This is a genomic window from Solibacillus sp. FSL W7-1436 (assembly GCF_038007305.1).
In the GTDB taxonomy this organism is placed as follows: domain Bacteria; phylum Bacillota; class Bacilli; order Bacillales_A; family Planococcaceae; genus Solibacillus.
In genome coordinates this window covers 602,530-622,130 of record NZ_JBBOWV010000001.1, presented here as the reverse complement: position 1 = coordinate 622,130, position 19,601 = coordinate 602,530, and the positions used below count along the sequence as shown (strand labels likewise).

The window sequence follows — 19,601 nt, the reverse complement described above, 5'->3', positions numbered from 1 at the left end:
AAGAAGGTGCACTATGAAAAGAAGTTTACAAATAGGAGGTGCTTTCGTCGGTTTAATAGTCGGCGCGGGCTTTGCCTCTGGTCAAGAAATCATGCAGTATTTTACAAGTTATGGTACGCTGGGGCTAGTTGGGGGGATTCTCGCTTCATTAGCCTTTGCCTTTTTAGGTATGACATTAGCACAGCTAGGCTCGGAAATGCAGGTTTCTTCCCATAAAGGGGTTATTTATCAAATTAGTGGTCGCTATTTAGGCTTCATTTTAGACTTCCTGATCACGTTCTTCTTATTTGGGGTAGCGGTTGTGATGTTTGCAGGTTCAGGCTCTACATTCAATCAAATGTTTGGCATTGATCCTATGGTTGGCAGCATTATAATGGTTGGTTTAACGATTGCGACATTATTATTAAATGTGAAAAACATCATTAATATAATTGCGAGTGTAACTCCGTATTTAATGGGGGTTATCTTTGTTATATTAATCTATTCGATCTTTACGATGGATCTTTCATGGTCACAAGCAGATAACTTAGCAAAGGAGCAGCCGGCAGCGGCAGGGAATTGGTTTATTGGCGCATTATTGTATGTTTCTTATAATATCGCTGCGGGTGCTGCGCTGTTAATCGTGATGGGTGGTACAGAGAAAGATAGTAAAGTAGCAGGACGCGGCGGTATTTTTGGCGGGATTATGCTAGGGTTATTAATTATTTTAATCAATGTCGCGATGTTCGTAAAAATCGATGTGGTGGCAGGGGTAGATATGCCAACATTAGAGCTAGCAAATCAAATTCATCCAGCGGTAGGTATTCTTATGTCAATCGCATTGCTAGGGATGATGTACAATACGGCAGTCGGTATGTTCTATGCCTTTACCGTACGCTTCTTTGCACCAGAATCAAAGTCATTCAAGCCAGCTGTCATCATCGTTGGTTTGGCAGGATTTGCTGCAAGCCTAGTTGGCTTCACAAGTTTAGTAGGGAAAGTTTACTCAACGATGGGCTATTTAGGGTTTGCTTTAATTCTTGTCGTGATTGTTGCATGGATTCGACGAAAAAAGTTGAAACAAGCGGAAACTATACATTTTAAACATCTTTCGAATAGGGAAGTGTCCTAGACTTAAGTTGCTATTTTTCCCGGAAAGAGATGTGCCGTAAACGGTGCATCTCTTTTTTTAATTACTGACTAATTTTTAATGAGATACTTTTTATATAGCTTTTATGCAGAAGTTCGTAACAGGGGTCTGATAGTTTTCAACCAAAAAGAAATGGGACATGAGAATCGTATCTCATGTCCCAACCAGCAAGCGTTCACCGATTTGAATGCGAGTGTCTGCATCTGAAACTATGGTTAACTGAGTTTCGTTAGCGAGCGCTGTGTAGATCATCTCACGGCCTTGGAATTGGACGTTTTGGATTTCGACTTCAATGCCATGTCGATCATCGGCTGTAAGTTTAAGCTGCTCTGGACGTAATGGGCATAAGCCAGCTTGTTTAAAGTATGTAGAAACTTTCGGGAAATGCCACGTTACATCTGGACTTAATGCCGGGGAAAACTGATCATTGTCCCATGTTCCTTCCAATAGGTTGGCTTTACCTACAAAGTCTGCAACAAAAGGTGTTTCCGGGTAATAATAAATTTCCTGTGGTGTGCCGATCTGTTCGATTTTTCCGGCATTCATCACGACAATTTTATCAGCCATTGCCAATGCTTCACCCTGATCGTGCGTCACGTAGACGATCGCTTTTTTAAACTGGCGATGAATTTTTTGGATTTCATAGCGCAGTTCAATGCGCAGTTTGGCATCAAGACTGCTTAACGGCTCATCCATTAAAATCAGCGCAGGGGCGGGACTTAAAGCTCGTGCTATCGCAACCCGCTGCTTTTGCCCGCCGGAAAGTTCATGGGGGTAGCGGTCGGCCAAGTGACTCATGCTCATGGCTTTTAACATTTCTTCTACGCGTACATCCGGCTGTTTTTTGAAAGCTTCACTAACAAACCGGTGATGCTTTAGAGGAAATGCCACTTGCTCCTTTACTTTCATATGCGGCCATAACGCAAATGATTGGAATACTAAGCTAATATTGCGGTGTTCTGGCGGTACCTGATTCATTAATGCGTCATCCATTAAAAGTTCGCCGCTCGTTGGACGTTCAAATCCAGCGAGAATTTTCAGCAAAGTCGTTTTACCACAGCCTGAAGGACCGACAATCGCTACAAATTCACCATTTTCAATTGTTAAATCGATTCCTTTTAACACATCTGTGGAGCCGAAAGATTTTTTTATATTTTTTAATTCAGTGATCATGCGAAACCCTCTTTCTACGTATTAATGCACTTATCCCATAGAGTAGTCCGGCGAAAATAGACATGTATAGTAAAACAATAGCGGAGAACGCCGTTGAGTATGTCGTGTACCCGGCTTGTTCAAAGTTATAAATTAGCACGCCGATTGTTTCAGCACCGCTTGACCATAACAGGGAAGAGACCGTTAATTCTGTTAATGTATTTAAAATGACAAGAACAGAGCCGCTAATAATACCCGGTAAAAACAGTGGCAGTAAAATCGATTTCCATTTCGCCCATACCGAAGCACCGCTAATATGTGCGGCCTCCTCTAAGTCAGCAGACACTTGCATAATCGCTGTACTGCTGCCTCGCACTTGCAAAAACATAAAACGTGTAACATAGGCAATAAGTAAAATCCAGATGGAGCCGTATATGCCAGGGTTCCAACCCGGAATTGGCTGCATCCATGCAAGGATCATCGCCAAAGCCAACACCATCCCTGGTAATGTGTACGGAATAGCGACAATCAGCTCAAGTGTTTTCAAAAATATTGAGTTTTTCCGAATCCGCATATACGCAATAATAGTCCCTGCAACGACACAAATAACAGCTGTGGCAATCGCTAATATCGTGCTCGTCTGTAGGGCATCTCCAACTTTGTTATAGTCGTAAAGCAAAAAGTTGTAATTGTAGAGCGTGAATGTATCGAGCGTCAGAGACATGCCATATGTTTTGACGAACGAAGTCTTTAGCATGGAAAGCAGGGGCACGATGCTAAATAATAGAACAATTGCCCAAACGATGATTTCGACTAAGCTGCGCCACTTTCCTAAATCTACTCTTGGCGTATGATCGATATAGCTTGTTTCCATTACTTTAGAGCGGCGTAAAAGTAGCCACTGAAGCCCTGTCACAATAAGGGCGATTAAAGCAAGCAACACTGATAATGTGGCAGCTCTTGCAAAAGCGTTATTCCCGTAGCCGATTACTTCCTGGAAAATGGCTGTACTTAACACCGTAATATTCGCAGGAATGCCTAAAAAAGCAGGGATGCCGAAATTATCTAAATTAGAAAGAAACGCGATCATGCCGCCGCCAATAATGCCAGGCAATGATAATGGTAATGTGACGACAAGGAATGTTTTGATTCGACTGCCGCCGGATGTACGAATAGCCCACTCAAGTTCTTTTGGAATGCGTTTTAATACGTTTACAGTAAACATATAGACTAATGGAAAATGAGAAACACCTAGTAAAAATGCGATGCCCGTCAGTGAATATAAATTAACGGTGATCGGTAAATCTTTGACGAATTGGGTCCAGGCAATCGTCACGATATAAGACGGAATAATAAACGGCAGCATAATAAAAATCTGAATCCATTTCTTTCCGCGGAAATTGGTATACGCCATAATCCAGGCAAAGGTCACACCCAACACTAAAGCTAAAATGGTAGAGACGATGACAATGAACGCCGTATTTTTAAGCATATTCCAAGTGAAAGGCTCACTTAAAATGGTCATATAATGTTCCAGAGACAATGCGCCATCATATTGAAAGCTTTGCCAAACAAGGCGCAGGATCGGCACGATGAAAAATATAAAGATAAGTACCGAAGAAAGGGTGATGAGCCCTTTTTTCGATAACAGTAAAGCAGAAGATTTTTGTGTTGCTTTTGTATTACTTTGAGTTGTAAAATCCGTCATTCTTATTCCCCGAATAATGTTTTAAATTCATTTTTATCTGATTCGCGCCCACTATAAAGCTCTTCTACATCGCTTGATAATACATTTAGTTCATCTACACCTTTAAGTCCTTCTGGTGCTGGAACATCTGAACGGATTGGTGCGTAGCCTAAACTTGCCGCAAGCTCCTGACCTTCTTTAGAAAGAACGAAGTCGATGAAAGCCTGAGCTGCTTCTTCATCCTGCGCATCCTTTACTAATGCGATTGGCTCTGTAATGACGGGTACACCTTCTTCCGGGTAAGCGATGGCGATCGGTGAACCTTCATTTGCCGCATTATTTACTAAATAGTCCACAATCATGGCGTAGTTATTTTCACCAGCCTGCAAGCCTTTTAATGCCGCACCATTTCCTTGAACAACTGTCGCTTTGCCTTCTTTTAATGCTTTATAATAATCCCAGCCGAAGTGATCATTGCGTGTGAAAATTCCTAAATTGTATGCAGCAGCACCTGAATAAAGAGGGCTAGGCATAATCGTTTCATTCGCCTTTTCTGATAATACGCTCCAAGATGTCGGTGCTTCTGTAACCGCCTCTGTGTTATAACCGATTACTGTTGCCATTACTTTTGTGCCGTAATATGTTAGGTCCTTATCGATAAATTCTTCAGAAATATTTTCTTTCTCCGGAGAATCGTAGCTTTCCAGTAAATCCTGATTTTTCAAGTTTTCAAATGTTACGTGATCTGCCAGTAACAGCACATCTGCCTGAATATCGCCGGCTGTGTTTTCCGCTAAGATCTTCCCGACAACTTCCTCTGTTCCTGAACGGAATAATTCAACTTCTACCTCTGAATATAAATTATTGAACTCTGAAATCAGCTTTGTCGCATCAGCTTCAGGTTGGGAAGTATAGAAGCTAACTGTTCCATCCATTGTTGCTTCAGCATCAGTTGCTGTATTGTCGTTGGCATTAACCTCTTTTTCAGTATTTTCCTCAGTTGATCCACATGCTGCTAAAATTGCTGTTGATAATAACGCAGTCATCCACATTTTTTTCATTTTTTAAGAGCTCCTTCTATCAATAATTGGGTTTGGTGTAATGTATCTTGATTGATAAAGCTGACGGTTAAAGGGGTAATGGTTAAATAACCTTGCGTAATTAATGAAAAGTCTGCATTGCCCGCTTCACTTTCGATTGTTTTACGATGATCTTTTAGCCAATAAAAGAGCTGTCCCATCCCGTCTTCAATATGCACATGTTTGTAGCGTTTGACCGATAAATCAAGATCGGTCACGACAGGGCCTAAATAATGTTCGGGCTCAACATATGGAAGATTGATGTTATAGACCGTCCCGTTTTTTAAATCTTGGTGAAGAAAATGTTGTAAAAATTGATATAAATATTGCTTTGGGTATTTTAAATTTAATTTTTCCGTATCATAGGCATCTACAGATATGGAAAATGCTTTATAACCGAGCGAAGCACCTTCCACTGCAGCACTGATCGTCCCGGAATAGTAGACGTCCCTTCCAATATTTGAACCGAGATTAATACCGGAAATGATATAGTCAATCGGTTCTTTGATAAGGACATCCAATGCTAGTTTTACACAGTCGGCAGGGGTCCCATCAATGCACCACGCTTGAATATGCTCACCGAAAAGATCGGTTTTTTGAATGTTTAACGGTTTCCGTAATGTAATTGAATGAGAAATGGCACTTCTTTCCTGGTCGGGACAGCAAACGTACACTTGCCCAAAATTACTGATAACTTCGACAAGAGCGCGGACACCAGGTGCAAAGATCCCATCATCATTTGTAACTAAAAAGTTCATGATTTATTATCTCCAGCTTCTTCAAATAGTTGAGATGTTGCGTAAACATCGTATCGTCATAGCATAAGCCCTCTAACACAACGGGCACTTTCTGTTCTTCAATACGCTGCCAAAGTGTTGTCGGCAATCGCAATTGACCCGTACCAAGCGCAACATGAAATTTCTGTTCGGTCGCATCACTAATATGAATTTTATCGATGTTGTGCAGCTGACAAAGTTTTTCTTCAATATTGTCTTGCAGCCCAATATGTGCAATATCGAATGTCGTTTTAAATGATGGATACTTTTCGAGCAGTCGATTTAATGCTTCGGGTTCAAAATATAATTCTTTCGGGAGCTTTTCGAGCAACTCAAGAGAAATGTTAACGCCGATTTTTTTACTTTCTTCATATAATGTTTCTAAACTTTTATCCATCGCTTGTTCGTAAATTATACGTGGATGACTGGCAATCATTTTTCGGCCTGGGTGAATCGTAACCGATGGACAGTTTAATGCTTTGGCCATATAGAGCGCATTCATGATTTCATGAACGGATGCATTCCGAATTTCTTCATTGAGCGAGGCTAAATTTAAGTCCCAGCTCCGGGCATGGATAGACACGGCTAAATTGTATTGCTGCATAAGCTGTTCAATTTTCGGCAGCGACCAATTTTCCAATTGCATTTGCTCCATCCACAATTCAATTCCTTGTAATTCGGCATCATGTACTTTTTGAAAAATAGTTTCCAAAGGTTGGCCCCAAAATAACGTAGTTGAAGCATATAAATTCATACGTTCACACCACTTTTTTTGCTTAATGCTTCGAGGAAAGGAACAACATCGGCTTCTTCGTAAACGACAGACCCGGGTAAGTAGGGGCTTCTGGAATTCACACCATGAAAGTCGCTGCCAACCGTTTTATACAGATTATATTTGTCTGCGATTTGTTTGAAATGTATAATCTGGTCCTCGCTATGAAGAGGATAAAATACTTCGATGCCATCAATTCCTTCTGCCAGCACTTTTTCTATAGAATATTCAAACTTATAAATTCCTGGATGTGCCAACACAGCCAAACCGCCAGCATGATGAATCATCTGAATTGCTTCAGCTGAGGTAGCCCCTTTTCGGACTTCAAAGGCAGGGGAACCTTTTGTTAATAGCTTTTCATAAGCGGTTTGAGCATTTTCAAAATAGCCTAATGACACAAGTTCATCGGCAATATGGGTACGTACAATGATGCCGCCCTCAGCACGCTGTTGAACCTTTTCATAATCGATTGGATAGCCGAGCTCCTGAAGCTTAACCACTATTTTTTTAGACCAGTGAATACGTTCTTCTCTGCGCATTTCGCAATATTGGATGAGCTGTTCGTTTTGTAAATTCAGACCATATCCTAAAATATGTAGTTCGCCGTTTGGACCATCTGTATTAAATTCCAATGCCGTAATTAAAGTCGAGTGCGTAATTTCCGTATTTGCGAGTTGTTCATATGCTTTTATGGTGTCATGATCTGCAATCGCAAAGTGCGTTACCTGTCGTTCGCGTATTAAAGTGACTAGTTGCTCAGGTGTCAGCTCACCATCTGAACAATTTGTATGCATATGCAAGTCAATAAGCATTTCCTCACCTCCACCGATAACATTACGGGTTAAATGTAAAGGGAAGTATTCGGAAATTATTAATAATTAGTAAATTGTGATTTATTAGAAATATTAGGTGGAGGGCTCTTTTTATTAATTCATTTACAATTCATTAACATGCTTTCTTTACATTGTCTCAATAATGGCGGGGGTATATTACCGAAGGGGATTTGGTGGTTTTATATAAAAAAACCCCCTGGATTGAGAGTCTTAGCAACGACTCACAAATCAGGAGGTTTGATACCATTCATAGAATCAAATGGGTGCGATTATTATTTTCTACTATACTATTTTGTTAATAATGCAACAGTCGTGTCATATAAAATATGTGTAGCTATTTCTATATCCTTTAAGCTTGTATACTCTAAAGGATTGTGGCTAATACCGTCTTTTGAACGGACGAACAGCATGCCCATCGGTGCTTTTTGAGCTAAAAACATGGCATCATGTCCGGCACCACTTACTAAATGGTGAACAGGCAGATTGTGTTTTTCGATTTGTGTTGCCAGGCATTGCTGAATAACCGCATCTGCTTGGGCAGGCTTCACTCTTTGTAGTTCACGGACTGTCAGCTTTAATTGGCGACGATGTGCTATAGTTTGGGCAATTTGCAAAATGTTTTGTTCATACTTCGTTATGAGCTGCTCATCAATATCTCGTAAATCGATTACAAAAACAACCTTACCCGGAATTACATTAATGCCATTCGGCTCAACATTTAGCTTGCCTACAGTAGCCACTGCGGGTGCATATTGTTGGATCATCTTTTCGATTTCCACAATGATTTCACTTGCTCCAGTTAAAGCATCTTGGCGTATGTTCATCGGAGTTGCACCGGCGTGTTCACGTAATCCCTCAATTGTCACCTCAAGCCATAGCGGTCCTGCAATACCCGTCACAATTCCTACGGGCACATCTAAATTTTCCAGTACTTTTCCTTGTTCAATATGTAATTCTAAATAAGCGGAAATTGGCTGAATCTCTGCCTCCTTTATGAGGGCAGGGGATAAATTGAATGATTGCATCGCTTCCGCTATAGAAATACCATTTGCATCGGTCATTTGTAAATGTTCTTCGGTTAATAAACCTGCCATCGCTTTGCTGCCGATTAAACCGAAACCAAAACGGGTTCCTTCCTCATCTTTAAATGCCACTACTTTTAATGTTTTATTGAATGTAAAGTGATTTTCCGAAAGGGTTTGTGCCACTTCAATTGCAGCAATCACACCTAGAAGTCCATCAAAGCGTCCGCCATCTGGCACTGTATCAATATGGGAGCCCAACATGATCGTTTCCTCTCCTTGTCCCATTTGCCCGATGACATTCCCGATCGCATCGATTGAAACAGACATGCCCGCTCTTTGCATATATTGTGTGATAAGGTCAATAGCCTGCTGTTCTTCTATTGTAAAGGAATGGCGGTTGATGCCACCCGTCCGTTCATCAAACCCAATGCGGTTGACCTCATTTAGTCTATTAGAAATACGTTCGATTTGAATCATGATTGTGGATCCTTCATTTGGAAAATGAAATGACACTGACCTTCTTTTAATACATATTCATCATGGATTACTTCAAAATTATTATTGTAGCCATATGCCACTGCCGGGTCGATGGATTGACAGTACAAAATACCGTATTCATGCATATTGTCGTCTGCCCATTGCTGCCCAAGTGGACAATGCCAGAAAGTTTGTTCAATGGCATTTTCTTTGTATGTCGTATCGATTTTAAATAAGTCGCTGCGCCCCATATCATAATTGTTTAAATAATTTTCGACTGAATTTGGCAAACCATTTGTACGAGCACGTTGCGCAATGCCGCTTCCGCGTTTTTCACCATATATCCGTACTGCTTCTTTTACTGCCAGTTGTCCGTCCTCACCATAAACATCTACAACTTCTTTTGCGATATAGGCAAACATTTTGGAGAAACGTGCGAAAGGTGTAAGCTCTGAATACTGGATAGGGCCATCAATTTCAAATGGTAAATAATTATAAAATGTATGATTTTCACCTTCTGCTGTTGCTTTTATTGCTAATAGCTCCGCATCCTTCAAACCATAAGCCTCCAAACCTTTAAAAATCAGTTCTTGTCCATGTTTTCCAAATGCCTTTGTAATGGATGTATCCAATTCTGTAAACATTTTGGCAGTAATAATATCCATGGATAGTGCCTTCATCAGTAATTTTTCCTGTGTCATCTCGCATCCCCCTCTTAAACTCACTTGCTGGGTTTTATTATAATAGGCAAAATCCGAATAAATCAAATGAATATTCAGACTTCTCGTCGACTGAAAAAGTTTCGATTAAGGGAAATTAGTCATGATTTTATTAGAGCTACAAGAGTTTGGGCGAAGTTTTTAGGTCAATAAATTATGAAATATATTAAAATGTTAAATTTTTGTGAAAATTAAATAAATAATTAGTTTGACAATTCAGAGTAATACATTTTAAAATGTTTATAAATATTGATGAATATTTTATTAATTTTAAAAAAACTAACTGTTATTTTTGAAATGTTTTTAAAATTAGTCTTAAATTTTATTTTAATTAAAAGGGGAATGATGAAATTGACAAATATTTACGGCAACACACCATGTATGCTAGGTGCAAAAAATTTATCAAAAACAAAGGATTATTCAGAAGTGGATGCAATTATCTATGGTATTCCATGGGAAGGTGCTGTTACTTGGGGCGATTATACAGGTTGTGAATTAGGTCCTAAAGTTATGCGCTTATGTTCAGCACGCTATTCTGGTTATTTACCTGAATTAGATCATATTGATGTGTTTGAACATGTACGTCTTGGCGATGTAGGGGATATTGATATTGTCCCTGCTGATGTAGATGAAACAATGAACCGTATTACAAACTTTGCTGCTGATTTATGGGATTCGGGGAAATTCCTGATTGGACTTGGCGGTGACCATGGTGTGACATATCCGATTGTTCGTGGATTAGCACAAAAGGGCAAAAAAGTCGGCATAGTTCATCTGGACACACACTATGACAATATGCCTTCACATAAAGGTGATGAATATGCAAGATGCAGCCCGTTTGCTCGTTTATATGAAGAGGAAAATGTACGGAACGAAAGCATTATCCATACAGGCATTCACGGACCGCGTAACTGGCCGGAAAGCGGAAAGTATGCACGTGAAGCCGGTGCAGTAACAATTACTGTAAATGATATCCGCGAGCACAAAAATATTCGTCAACTTGCAGCGGATATTTATAAACAAGCCTCTCAGGATGTGGATTGTGTATATGTAAGTATTTGCAGTGATGTACTGGACTGCGCGTTTAATCCAGGAGGACCAGTTGATGGAAATGGCTTAACATCTTATGAATTATTAACTTTAGTATATGAACTGACTAAATTAGGTGTAGTTGCTATGGATTTTGTAGAGGTATATCCTCAGCAGGACCCGACTCAGCTATCAGCACACTTTGCTTCCACGTTACTACTTTATGCATTAGCAGGCGATGTTGTTTATAAACAAAGTAAAGCTATGACCCAAGCAAATGAAGCAACTACTATCGCGTAATGTAAAATATGATTGGGATCAGCTGGCACAAAAATATGAGAATGTGACTGTAGATGGTTATATTCCTATAACATTACCAACACCTAAATTGGAAGATAGTCAGTATTTTGAAGTATCTATTGCTTTTTCAAGAGATGAGATTTATTCCAACAGGCAATTCAACCAGCCATTTACTATACAAAGTATTTCTAAGTTTATAACTCTGTTCTATGTGCTGGAGTATTATGGTCCGGAAAAAGTATCACATAAAATGAAGCTATCGGCTTCAACGGTTGATTATAATACGGTGTCTGCAGATTTATTTCTTAGCGATAATTTAATACTAAATCCTTTTATCAACGCAGGTGCTTTAACAATTGCTTCTATGATAAAAGGGGATCATCATATTGAAAAGGTCAATGCGGTAATCGAATTTGTTAGACAATATTTTCAGGTAGACTCTGCTGTAGATGAATCAGTTTACAGTTTCGAAAAGCGCAATAGTTATACTAACTATGAAATCGCTGGAAAGTTACAGCTGTTGGGGTTTTTGGAGGATTCCATTGAAGGTACGTTAAATACCTATTTGCAGTTATGCGCATTAAAGATGACAACAAAAGATCTTGCCAAAATCGGTTTTATATTTCAGGAAATGGTGTGTAATAAGCATGAGGCCGCATTAGTTGTACATGAAGCAATGGTACAATGCGGTTTATACCGTGCTTCACCCCTTTCAGTTAATGACAAGTATATACCTGCCAAAAGCGGTGTTTCGGGTAGTATAATAGCTTATTCGTATTGCCTTGATGCACTTCATTCCGATAATATAGGTCTAGGTATTTATAGTCCTTTACTCAACAGTGAAGGAAACAGCGCAAAGGGTTATAATTACCTTCGAGATTTTTTTGGGAATTTCTAATTTGGAGGTTTACAAGCTTATGATGGAAAACAGAAATGCGATTTTTGAACCTTATATTCGAATAGCAGATGCAATATATGCCATTTTCAAATCAACATGTGAAGTTGTTATTCATGATTTCTCTGAAATGGATAAATCGATTATTTATATTAAGGGTGATTTGACCGGGAGGACTTTAGGTGCGCCGATTACCGATTTCGTTTTACAGCAGCTCAAAAATAATGATGGTGAAATCGAGGATATTTTAGGTACATATTCAAATGTGAAAAACGGGAAAAGCATCAAATCTTCCATTGTATATATTCGTGATAACGAAGGCAAAGTTGTCGGGTTGTTAGGAATTAACTACAATGTTACCGAATTATCGAATTTGCAGCATTACTTATCTGATTTACTATCACCCTTTGAAGGTGCCAATCAGATTCGTGAAAGTTATGCCTCAACGATAACAGAGATGTTCGAACAAATTATTTTAACGACATTGATGGAATTGAATATGACTCTTCCAATAAAATCGAAGAACAAGAAGATTGAATTTGTAAAAGCATTAGATAAAAAAGGTGTCTTCTTAGTTCAAGGTTCGATGGATAGAGTTTCTACTATTTTACAAGTAACAAAACAGACTGTTTACAACTATCTGGAAAACTAAGTTATAGGCAATAAAAGAGCACGGTTCATATTAGCAGTTTTGAACCGTGTTTTTTGTTAAAAAATATAATTTTAAATTTCTGAATAATGAAAATAATTCTTCCGTTAGTTATTTAATTGTAGGAAAAATGATTTTTCGCAAGGGGGATGTTTATGCAGCAAGTTGAAGAAAATGTAGTAGAAAAAAAGAGCTCGGGGTTTATAGAAAAGTTAAAAGTAATTGGACCTGGTGCTGTAGTAACAGCATCGTTTATCGGACCTGGTACAGTAACAACCGCTACTAGAGCGGGTGCTTCATTTGGTTATTCTGTATTATGGGCAGTTTTATTTTCTATTGTCACAACAATTCTATTACAAGAAATGGCCGCTAGAATTGGTATTATTGCGAAAAAAGATTTAGGCCAAGCGATAACTGAACAATTTAAACAGCCATTACTAAAATTCGGATCGATTTGGCTCGTTGCCATTGCCATTGCTGTTGGTTGTGCAGCTTATATTTCAGGCGATCTCATTGGTACTTCGATGGGGGTATCGACATTATTTAATATTCCGGCTAATGTGGTGAGTCCATTTATTGGTATTATAATTCTGATATTAGGTCTTACGGGCAGCTTTAAGATGATTGAGCGAATCATGATTGTTCTTATTGTCGCGATGAGTGCAACTTTCATAACGACAATGTTTATTGTTAAGCCAGATTGGTCGGCTGTTTTCCAAGGTTCATTTGTTCCGTCGTTACCATCAGGATCTATACTGATTGTTATTGCTTTAATTGGTACAACGGTTGTACCTTATAATTTCTTTATGCATTCTACTATGGTGCAAGACCGCTGGAATAAGCCATCAAATTTGAAAGATGCGCGCTTAGATACACTTATCTCAATTAGTGTCGGTGGTTTAATTACAGCAGCGATTTTAATTACAGCTGGTGCTACTATGTTAGGTTCGGAAGTTAAATCGGTAGCCGATCTATCAATCCAGCTTGAACCACTTTTCGGATCATGGGCTAAAGTATTTTTATGTGTGGGTATTTTTGCAGCAGGTTTTTCTTCAGCGTTAGCAAGTCCACTAGGTGCTGCAATTACACTTTCCAGTCTTTTTGGTTGGAAGGGTGGCATGAAAAATAAGAACTTTAAAATTGTTTTCACAGTCATTATCATCATTGGTATTATAACGTCTGCCACAGGTTTTGAACCGATGCAAATTTTATTATTGGCACAAGCCTTAAACGGTGTTCTGTTACCGATAGTTGCGATCTATTTACTGATCATTATGAACAACAAAAAATTATTGGGTGAATACTCTAATAAGCTAGTGACAAATATTATAGGTATTATTATCGTATCTGTTTGTATTTTCTTGGGCGGGTATAGTTTAGTGGATGTAATCTCAACATTTTCTTAACATACTGCCCATTCTTCATAAGGGCATAGATTAAAGGGGGTGGGACAAAATCCGCCTCAAAATCAAAAGCCGTTCAAATTTTACGATGAGTAAAGTTTGAACGGCTTTATTATTATGTGTCTACTATGTAGTCGTTGTTCTCCGTTACGGCGGACGCTTTCCTGGGGGCACGGCTCGAGCCTGTAGTCTCTCCCACGTGCTTGTCCCCTGGGAGTCGCCGCCTTCACTCCGAACAACTAATTTTTCTTCTATATCAAGTAAATCTCTGCATAATTTCAGGCATGAAAAAAGGACATTCTCTGTTAAAATTTAAGTATCCTACAACCAAATTTCAAACGAAAGAAGTGTCCCTATGTTTAAAGATTATAACATGAATCAAATTATATTACCGCTAGATTTAGAAGTAAAGTTACATAAAAATGATATTGCCTTTTCTATCCATCATTTGGTCGAAAGCATTCCGAACGAAGCTTTCGCTCCTTTTATTCACCATACTGGTTGTCCATCATATCATCCACGTATGATGCTAAAGCTGATTTTATGCGGTTACACACAATCCACTTTTTCAGGAAGAAAAATAGAGGATCTGACAAGAGACAGTATCCGTATGATGTGGCTTGCCCAAGGATATGAACCAAGTTATCGCACTATTAACCGTTTTCGTGTACATCCCAATATGAAGGAACTCATTCGCCAATGTTTTGTACAATTCCGCTGTCAGCTAGTTGAAGAAAAACTCATCGATCAAGAAGCGATTTTTATCGATGGCACAAAGATTGAGGCAAATGCCAATAAGTTCACATTTGTTTGGAAAAAATCAGTGGAAAAACATCATACCAACCTCGTAGAAAAATCAAATAAACTTTACGATGAGTTATTGGAACATCAAATTATTCCTGAAATCAAACGTGAAAGTGATGAGCAGTTATCGATAGAAGAGTTAACTCAAGTAGCACATCACCTAGAAGAAGTAGTCGACGACTATACAAGCAAAATAGAACATTCTGAAGATGTCATTGAGCGAAAAAGATTACGTAGCGAACGAAAAACACCGAAGCAAATCCTCAAACAAGTACATGATTGGATCATAAGAAAGCAGAAATACCAAAAAGATTTTGAAGTGTTTGGCACACGTAACAGTTATTCAAAGACGGATCATGAAGCAACATTTATGCGGATGAAAGATGACTATATGCAAAACGGCCAATTGAAGCCAGGGTATAATGTACAAATCGCTACAGAAGGTCAATATACACTCGCGTACGATGTATTTCCAAATCCAACAGACACGAAAACACTTATTCCATTTCTTAGTCAAATTGAAGAAAATTATTTCGAGTTACCAAAACATATTGTAGCGGATGCCGGATACGGCAGTGAACAGAATTACCATGATATTCTTAACAAACGCAAACGAACTCCACTCATTACATTTAATCAATACTTGAACGAACAGAAGCGAAAATATAAAAATGATCCTTTTAAGACAAGTAATTGGGTGTATGAGAAAGAAAACGATGTCTACATTTGCCCAAATGAAAAGAGATTACGATTCCAATATAACTCTGTTCGTACAGATAAATCGGGTTTCCAACGAGAATTTAAAATCTATGAATGTGAGGAATGTACAGGGTGTCCTTTCCGTACAAAATGTACAAAAGCTGCAGAAGGTAAAAATCGTAGACTCATGATTAATGAGAAATGGGAAAAACAAAAAGAAGAAGTAAGAGTGAAGCTTTCAGAAGAAAAAACGGCTGCCATTTATCGTCGACGTAAAATCGACGTGGAACCAGTTTTTGGATTCTTGAAGGCTAATTTGTGTTTCCGTCGATTTTCTGTTCGTGGAAAATCGAAAGTTACTAACGAAATAGGTTTGGCATTAATGGCCACAAATTTAAGGAAGTATGCGGTAAGAGGATAACACCTCTTCCAATATTTTCTTTATAAAACGCAAAAAAGAGAAATTGCATTGTGCAATTTCTCTTTTTGCGTAAACTGGAACTAATTCTGTCCCAACCCCAACTTATCGGTGATTAGTGGAGAACTGGGGAATACCTTGGATAATGTAAGTTTGACTAGAGAAAGCTGACAAAAGTAGCATGGTCCAACTGTTTAAAGGCACCTTTCAAGCAATTGTTGTTTGAAAGGTGCTGCCATTTCTTTTAATGTTTTATTTCTCAAATGGAATATTCAACAAATCTGGAACTGTGACAAATTCATAGCCTTGCTCTTGCAGTTTTGGGATGATTTGTTGAAGTGATAAGATGGTGTTTGTGCGATCCCCGGACGATTCTGCACCATCGTGCATGAGAATAATCGCGCCTGGATGAATGTTGTCTACTACTTTCGAAGTAATAACTTCCGGCGGGTCTTCCTGCCAGTCCAACGAATCAACCGACCAGGCAATCACGTAATAGTCCATGTTCCCAAGCTTCTCGACCAATTCATTGTACAGGAAGCCATAAGGTGGTCTGAATAACTTTGTCCGGTAACCAATAATTTCGTTAAGAGCATCTTCCGTTCTCATTACTTCCCTCTCAAGCGTTTCGAGGTCGGCTTCTTCGACAAGATTCGGGTGGGCGTAGGTATGATTTCCGATTACATGCCCTTCGTTTTGCATGCGTTTGACGATTTCCGGGTTAGCGATGGCTTTTGAACCTAATACGAAGAATGTTGCCGGGACATTGTATTGTTTTAATACATCCAATACGTCATTTGAAAATCGTGGATCGGGACCATCATCAAACGTTAACGCGATTCGTTTTTGATCTGTAGGACCTTGCAGGAAAAATATTTCCGGATACCGCTGTTGTAAAATTCTTAGGTCAACAGGCTGCTCGGAATCAGAATTTTCATTTTCTGCTTGAAGGTCAGATAAATCTCGTTCAGCAGTATCCTGTAATGCATGAACGTTCATAATATCTGTTAGAGGCAAGCAAAATAAAAGTCCCGTAACCAACAACCACATGACTATTCGTTCTTTCATCCATTCATCTCCTTTCTTTTTTGTCTCAATCATACAATGGATTTCCGCTATGGTTTTTTAATCCACCTCTGCTGTAGTATGTATGGTTGCAGAAAAATTTATTAGCCAATACTGCTTTCTGATCAAAATCAATTTATTATTGATGCTTATATAAAACAATTCAATTTCTAATAAAAAAACCGCCTGTCATCTAGATGAAGGCGGCTTTTCCCTATATGCATTTCCTTAATTATTCGTTAATCCATTAACATCCATGTTTATGCCCTCTGCAATAACGCCATGCTTTTTTGAATAGGCATAGTCCAAACCAAACAGAAGTGAGGAAGCCGATTAGCGCAACTACAATGTTCAAAATGTCTCCAAGAGCTCCATCTAGACCGATTAATGTTAAAAAATCAGTAATGAAGCCTAATAAAGCTAGTAGCAGCCATACCACACCTGTAAGGAATCCAAGGAAAACTCCTAAAATACCAGATTGGTTACTCATAGTATCACCTCCTTAAAGTTACTCCTTATTAAAGTATGTGTGTGCAGGAAATATCGTTAGGTTATCTAAATTAAGACTTAAGACTTATTTGAATCAAAGGTGAATTTTATGGCAATATAATAAAATGCATTATTTTGTTCGGAATGCACAAGTTTAGAGGTGATAATATTCATCAATCGGAAATAGAGAGATATTGTGCTTTAATCGGGCTATTTGCTTTAATAAGTGTTCATAGGTACGGGGGATAGGAAGGGAATTTAGAAGTGCTGTTTGGAAGAGAATCCAATTTGAAATATTACATTGAAATAATAATGACGAACCGGGTGTATGAACAACTATTGTAATCGCCTGCACTAGATAAGCATTGGGAATGCTTATCAAAAAGGAGTAATGATTCGTTCATTTAATATGATGTTTAGAATTTGTTGTTACGACCAAACTAAGTTGAAATGAAATGACTTGGAATTTTGGGAGGATACAATCATGAGTAATAAGCAGTTGGTTTTAGGTGAAGTAAAGCAAGCACAACAACTAATGGCAGATAAAGCAAGAATTGAAAATACCTTAGTGGAACTTAGAAAGCCGGTCCCGATTTCCTTCATGAAATTATTATTCGTCACTACCTTATCGATTGTTTTATTAGGATTATTCGATTTTGACCCTGAAGTGATATTCTATATAAATACGGTCGTCATCATATCGGCTTTTATTTACCTATTTCGGACAAGTACAAAATTAACAAATCAAAAGCTGGAGAATAATAAACACCAAATAAATGAATTGAATCAGAAGGAAATGGAACTAGACAATGCTTTAAAAACACTCAATATAGGCCCGAAATATTTAGATAGGAACATACTGGACAAATTTGAAAATTATCTATTAAACAATCTTGCCGAGACATTAAAGGATTGCGCCATCGAATATGCGAGAGAATGTGAGCGGGAAGCGCAAATGGAGGAGTTAAGGAAAATTCAGGCCAAGCAGGAGGAATTACTTAATGAATTCAGCAGGATGAAAGAAAATAATGAACCATTTGAAATTGAAGATTTTAAAAGAAGGATGAAGATAGATTAACGTTTCAAAAAGTTATGTTAAATTATGCAAAGGCATGTTTTGGAAGTTCTATTCAAAACATGCCTTTTGAAAATTAATTGTGTAAAGTTCCAACCAATACTCCCTTATGTATTACTTAACACTTCCAAAAATTGAAAATAACGCCTCAAGTAAAGAGAATTTCGTTCCATAAGAAAATGTGTTTTATTAGATGCGCACTTACTATAGGTTCCGTTTTATCTTCTAATCTTGGTATAATAGTTATATCAAGTCCGGAAGTATACTCAATAGATTTTAATGGAGTAATCAATTAGGGAAAGCTTTTTGTACATAGATGTGATGTGGGGAAAAGGAAGGAGCAGACGACAATTAATGAACAACAAAAATAAAACGGTTGTCCGTTCGATGGATATATTAAATTTATTTATAGAGAATACTGAATTAACTTTTCAAGAAATTATTAATCTATCGGGGATTCCGAAATCATCGGTCTTTCGAATGCTTAGGTCATTAGAGGAAATGGAGTTCTTGGAAAAAGGTAATGACTCGAAATACCGACTTGGACTTTTGTTTCTCAAATTCGGTCAGCTAGTTTTAGGCAGAATTGATTTACGTAAGGTTGCTTATCCGTTTATGCATGAATTACATAATGACGTGAAGGAAGCCATTAACTTAATTGTTAAAGATGGAGATGAAGCCATCTATATTGAGAAAATAGACACAAAACAAAAGGTGCGATTGTATACTTCGATTGGAAGGAAAAGTCCGCTTTATGCTGGTGCCTGTTCACGGGCAATCTTATCCTTTTTACCTGATTCAGAAGTAGAGACATATCTTGAATCGATCAATCCAAAATCATTTGCAAACGGTACAATTACTGAAAAAGATAAAATTTATGAAACGATCAAACAAGCGAGAATCGATGGCTATACAATCAGTCATTCTGAATTGGAAAACCATACAGCTGCCATTGCTGCTCCAATCTTTAATCACAACGGAGAAGTGATTGCGGGAATAAGTATCGCAGGGATCGAAGCGAATTATCAGGATGAGAACATTGAGATCTACGCAAAGAAGGTAAAAAAAGTTGCTGAGGATATTTCAATGCAATTAGGCTATCGCAAATAAAATGAACGAGGCGGTC

General features: G+C 38.4%; 18 protein-coding genes. 8 read left to right on the top strand and 10 right to left on the bottom strand.

Annotated elements, in window-relative coordinates; genetic code table 11:
- Positions 1-13 precede the first annotated feature (13 nt).
- A complete protein-coding gene (locus tag MKX73_RS03130; RefSeq protein ID WP_340716253.1) occupies positions 14-1,111 on the top strand; it encodes a YkvI family membrane protein in 1,098 nt (365 codons plus the stop codon).
- 171 nt (positions 1,112-1,282) lie between these two features.
- Here the strand turns inward: MKX73_RS03130 and MKX73_RS03125 are convergent, their stop codons facing one another.
- The 8 genes from MKX73_RS03125 to MKX73_RS03090 form a co-directional block, all read right to left on the bottom strand.
- Entirely contained in the window at positions 1,283-2,302 is a 1,020-nt protein-coding gene (locus tag MKX73_RS03125; RefSeq protein ID WP_340716252.1) for an ABC transporter ATP-binding protein, read from the bottom strand.
- Complete coding sequence (locus MKX73_RS03120; RefSeq protein ID WP_340716251.1) at positions 2,292-3,989, bottom strand: ABC transporter permease; 1,698 nt, start codon at positions 3,987-3,989, stop codon at positions 2,292-2,294. Before MKX73_RS03120 ends, MKX73_RS03125 begins: the two co-directional genes overlap by 11 nt.
- Before the next feature lie 2 nt (positions 3,990-3,991).
- Positions 3,992-5,029, bottom strand: coding sequence for an ABC transporter substrate-binding protein (locus MKX73_RS03115; protein ID WP_340716250.1), 1,038 nt, complete (start codon positions 5,027-5,029; stop codon positions 3,992-3,994).
- Positions 5,026-5,805 (bottom strand): 5'/3'-nucleotidase SurE, encoded by a 780-nt coding sequence (surE, locus tag MKX73_RS03110; RefSeq protein WP_340716249.1) that lies wholly within the window; start codon positions 5,803-5,805, stop codon positions 5,026-5,028. Before surE ends, MKX73_RS03115 begins: the two co-directional genes overlap by 4 nt.
- The gene (locus tag MKX73_RS03105) at positions 5,783-6,535 is read right to left on the bottom strand and encodes a sugar phosphate isomerase/epimerase family protein (protein ID WP_340716248.1); all 753 of its coding nucleotides are present in this window, start codon (positions 6,533-6,535) and stop codon (positions 5,783-5,785) included. The genes surE and MKX73_RS03105 overlap by 23 nt, the downstream gene beginning before the upstream one ends.
- 38 nt (positions 6,536-6,573) lie before the next feature.
- The gene (locus MKX73_RS03100) at positions 6,574-7,407 is read right to left on the bottom strand and encodes a PHP domain-containing protein (RefSeq protein WP_340716247.1); all 834 of its coding nucleotides are present in this window, start codon (positions 7,405-7,407) and stop codon (positions 6,574-6,576) included.
- A gap of 308 nt (positions 7,408-7,715) precedes the next feature.
- Positions 7,716-8,930 (bottom strand): Zn-dependent hydrolase, encoded by a 1,215-nt coding sequence (locus MKX73_RS03095; protein WP_340716246.1) that lies wholly within the window; start codon positions 8,928-8,930, stop codon positions 7,716-7,718.
- On the bottom strand, positions 8,927-9,631 hold the full coding sequence (locus MKX73_RS03090) for an L-2-amino-thiazoline-4-carboxylic acid hydrolase (protein ID WP_340716245.1): 705 nt from the start codon (positions 9,629-9,631) through the stop codon (positions 8,927-8,929). The genes MKX73_RS03095 and MKX73_RS03090 overlap by 4 nt, the downstream gene beginning before the upstream one ends.
- 363 nt (positions 9,632-9,994) lie before the next feature.
- Here MKX73_RS03090 and MKX73_RS03085 point away from each other — a divergent pair, with 363 nt between their 5' ends.
- From MKX73_RS03085 to MKX73_RS03065, 5 genes are all read left to right on the top strand, one after another.
- Positions 9,995-10,978 carry an agmatinase family protein gene (locus tag MKX73_RS03085; RefSeq protein ID WP_340718835.1) on the top strand — a complete coding sequence of 328 codons (984 nt, stop codon included), beginning with the start codon at positions 9,995-9,997 and terminating at the stop codon, positions 10,976-10,978.
- Positions 10,956-11,876: a glutaminase gene (locus MKX73_RS03080; protein WP_340716244.1), complete on the top strand. Its 921-nt coding sequence runs from the start codon at positions 10,956-10,958 to the stop codon at positions 11,874-11,876. Before MKX73_RS03085 ends, MKX73_RS03080 begins: the two co-directional genes overlap by 23 nt.
- A gap of 19 nt (positions 11,877-11,895) precedes the next feature.
- Entirely contained in the window at positions 11,896-12,525 is a 630-nt protein-coding gene (locus MKX73_RS03075) for a helix-turn-helix transcriptional regulator (protein WP_340716243.1), read from the top strand.
- Positions 12,526-12,677: 152 nt separating this feature from the next.
- Positions 12,678-13,928: an Nramp family divalent metal transporter gene (locus MKX73_RS03070; protein WP_340716242.1), complete on the top strand. Its 1,251-nt coding sequence runs from the start codon at positions 12,678-12,680 to the stop codon at positions 13,926-13,928.
- A 352-nt stretch (positions 13,929-14,280) separates the two neighbouring features.
- Entirely contained in the window at positions 14,281-15,849 is a 1,569-nt protein-coding gene (locus MKX73_RS03065) for an IS1182 family transposase (protein ID WP_340715958.1), read from the top strand.
- A 249-nt stretch (positions 15,850-16,098) separates the two neighbouring features.
- On the opposite strand, the gene MKX73_RS03060 is transcribed toward MKX73_RS03065, so the two are convergent.
- Together MKX73_RS03060 and MKX73_RS03055 are read right to left on the bottom strand one after the other, a co-directional pair.
- The gene (locus MKX73_RS03060) at positions 16,099-16,914 is read right to left on the bottom strand and encodes a polysaccharide deacetylase family protein (protein ID WP_340716241.1); all 816 of its coding nucleotides are present in this window, start codon (positions 16,912-16,914) and stop codon (positions 16,099-16,101) included.
- Positions 16,915-17,158: 244 nt separating this feature from the next.
- Positions 17,159-17,401 carry an ABC transporter gene (locus MKX73_RS03055; RefSeq protein WP_340716240.1) on the bottom strand — a complete coding sequence of 81 codons (243 nt, stop codon included), beginning with the start codon at positions 17,399-17,401 and terminating at the stop codon, positions 17,159-17,161.
- A gap of 483 nt (positions 17,402-17,884) precedes the next feature.
- Here MKX73_RS03055 and MKX73_RS03050 point away from each other — a divergent pair, with 483 nt between their 5' ends.
- Positions 17,885-18,478: a hypothetical protein gene (locus tag MKX73_RS03050; RefSeq protein WP_340716239.1), complete on the top strand. Its 594-nt coding sequence runs from the start codon at positions 17,885-17,887 to the stop codon at positions 18,476-18,478.
- Positions 18,479-18,829: 351 nt separating this feature from the next.
- The gene (locus MKX73_RS03045; protein ID WP_340716238.1) at positions 18,830-19,585 is read left to right on the top strand and encodes an IclR family transcriptional regulator; all 756 of its coding nucleotides are present in this window, start codon (positions 18,830-18,832) and stop codon (positions 19,583-19,585) included.
- Positions 19,586-19,601 lie beyond the last annotated feature (16 nt).

Excerpts from the sequence above, each read along its gene's own strand:
- MKX73_RS03130 (WP_340716253.1), top strand. The coding sequence starts at position 14 with ATGAAAAGAAGTTTACAAATAGGAGGTGCTTTCGTCGGTTTAATAGTC.
- MKX73_RS03125 (WP_340716252.1), bottom strand. The coding sequence starts at position 2,302 with ATGATCACTGAATTAAAAAATATAAAAAAATCTTTCGGCTCCACAGAT.
- MKX73_RS03120 (WP_340716251.1), bottom strand. The coding sequence starts at position 3,989 with ATGACGGATTTTACAACTCAAAGTAATACAAAAGCAACACAAAAATCT.
- MKX73_RS03115 (WP_340716250.1), bottom strand. The coding sequence starts at position 5,029 with ATGAAAAAAATGTGGATGACTGCGTTATTATCAACAGCAATTTTAGCA.
- surE (WP_340716249.1), bottom strand. The coding sequence starts at position 5,805 with ATGAACTTTTTAGTTACAAATGATGATGGGATCTTTGCACCTGGTGTC.
- MKX73_RS03100 (WP_340716247.1), bottom strand. The coding sequence starts at position 7,407 with ATGCTTATTGACTTGCATATGCATACAAATTGTTCAGATGGTGAGCTG.
- MKX73_RS03095 (WP_340716246.1), bottom strand. The coding sequence starts at position 8,930 with ATGATTCAAATCGAACGTATTTCTAATAGACTAAATGAGGTCAACCGC.
- MKX73_RS03090 (WP_340716245.1), bottom strand. The coding sequence starts at position 9,631 with ATGACACAGGAAAAATTACTGATGAAGGCACTATCCATGGATATTATT.
- MKX73_RS03085 (WP_340718835.1), top strand. The coding sequence starts at position 9,995 with ATGAAATTGACAAATATTTACGGCAACACACCATGTATGCTAGGTGCA.
- MKX73_RS03080 (WP_340716244.1), top strand. The coding sequence starts at position 10,956 with ATGAAGCAACTACTATCGCGTAATGTAAAATATGATTGGGATCAGCTG.
- MKX73_RS03075 (WP_340716243.1), top strand. The coding sequence starts at position 11,896 with ATGATGGAAAACAGAAATGCGATTTTTGAACCTTATATTCGAATAGCA.
- MKX73_RS03070 (WP_340716242.1), top strand. The coding sequence starts at position 12,678 with ATGCAGCAAGTTGAAGAAAATGTAGTAGAAAAAAAGAGCTCGGGGTTT.
- MKX73_RS03065 (WP_340715958.1), top strand. The coding sequence starts at position 14,281 with ATGTTTAAAGATTATAACATGAATCAAATTATATTACCGCTAGATTTA.
- MKX73_RS03060 (WP_340716241.1), bottom strand. The coding sequence starts at position 16,914 with ATGAAAGAACGAATAGTCATGTGGTTGTTGGTTACGGGACTTTTATTT.
- MKX73_RS03055 (WP_340716240.1), bottom strand. The coding sequence starts at position 17,401 with ATGAGTAACCAATCTGGTATTTTAGGAGTTTTCCTTGGATTCCTTACA.
- MKX73_RS03050 (WP_340716239.1), top strand. The coding sequence starts at position 17,885 with ATGAGTAATAAGCAGTTGGTTTTAGGTGAAGTAAAGCAAGCACAACAA.
- MKX73_RS03045 (WP_340716238.1), top strand. The coding sequence starts at position 18,830 with ATGAACAACAAAAATAAAACGGTTGTCCGTTCGATGGATATATTAAAT.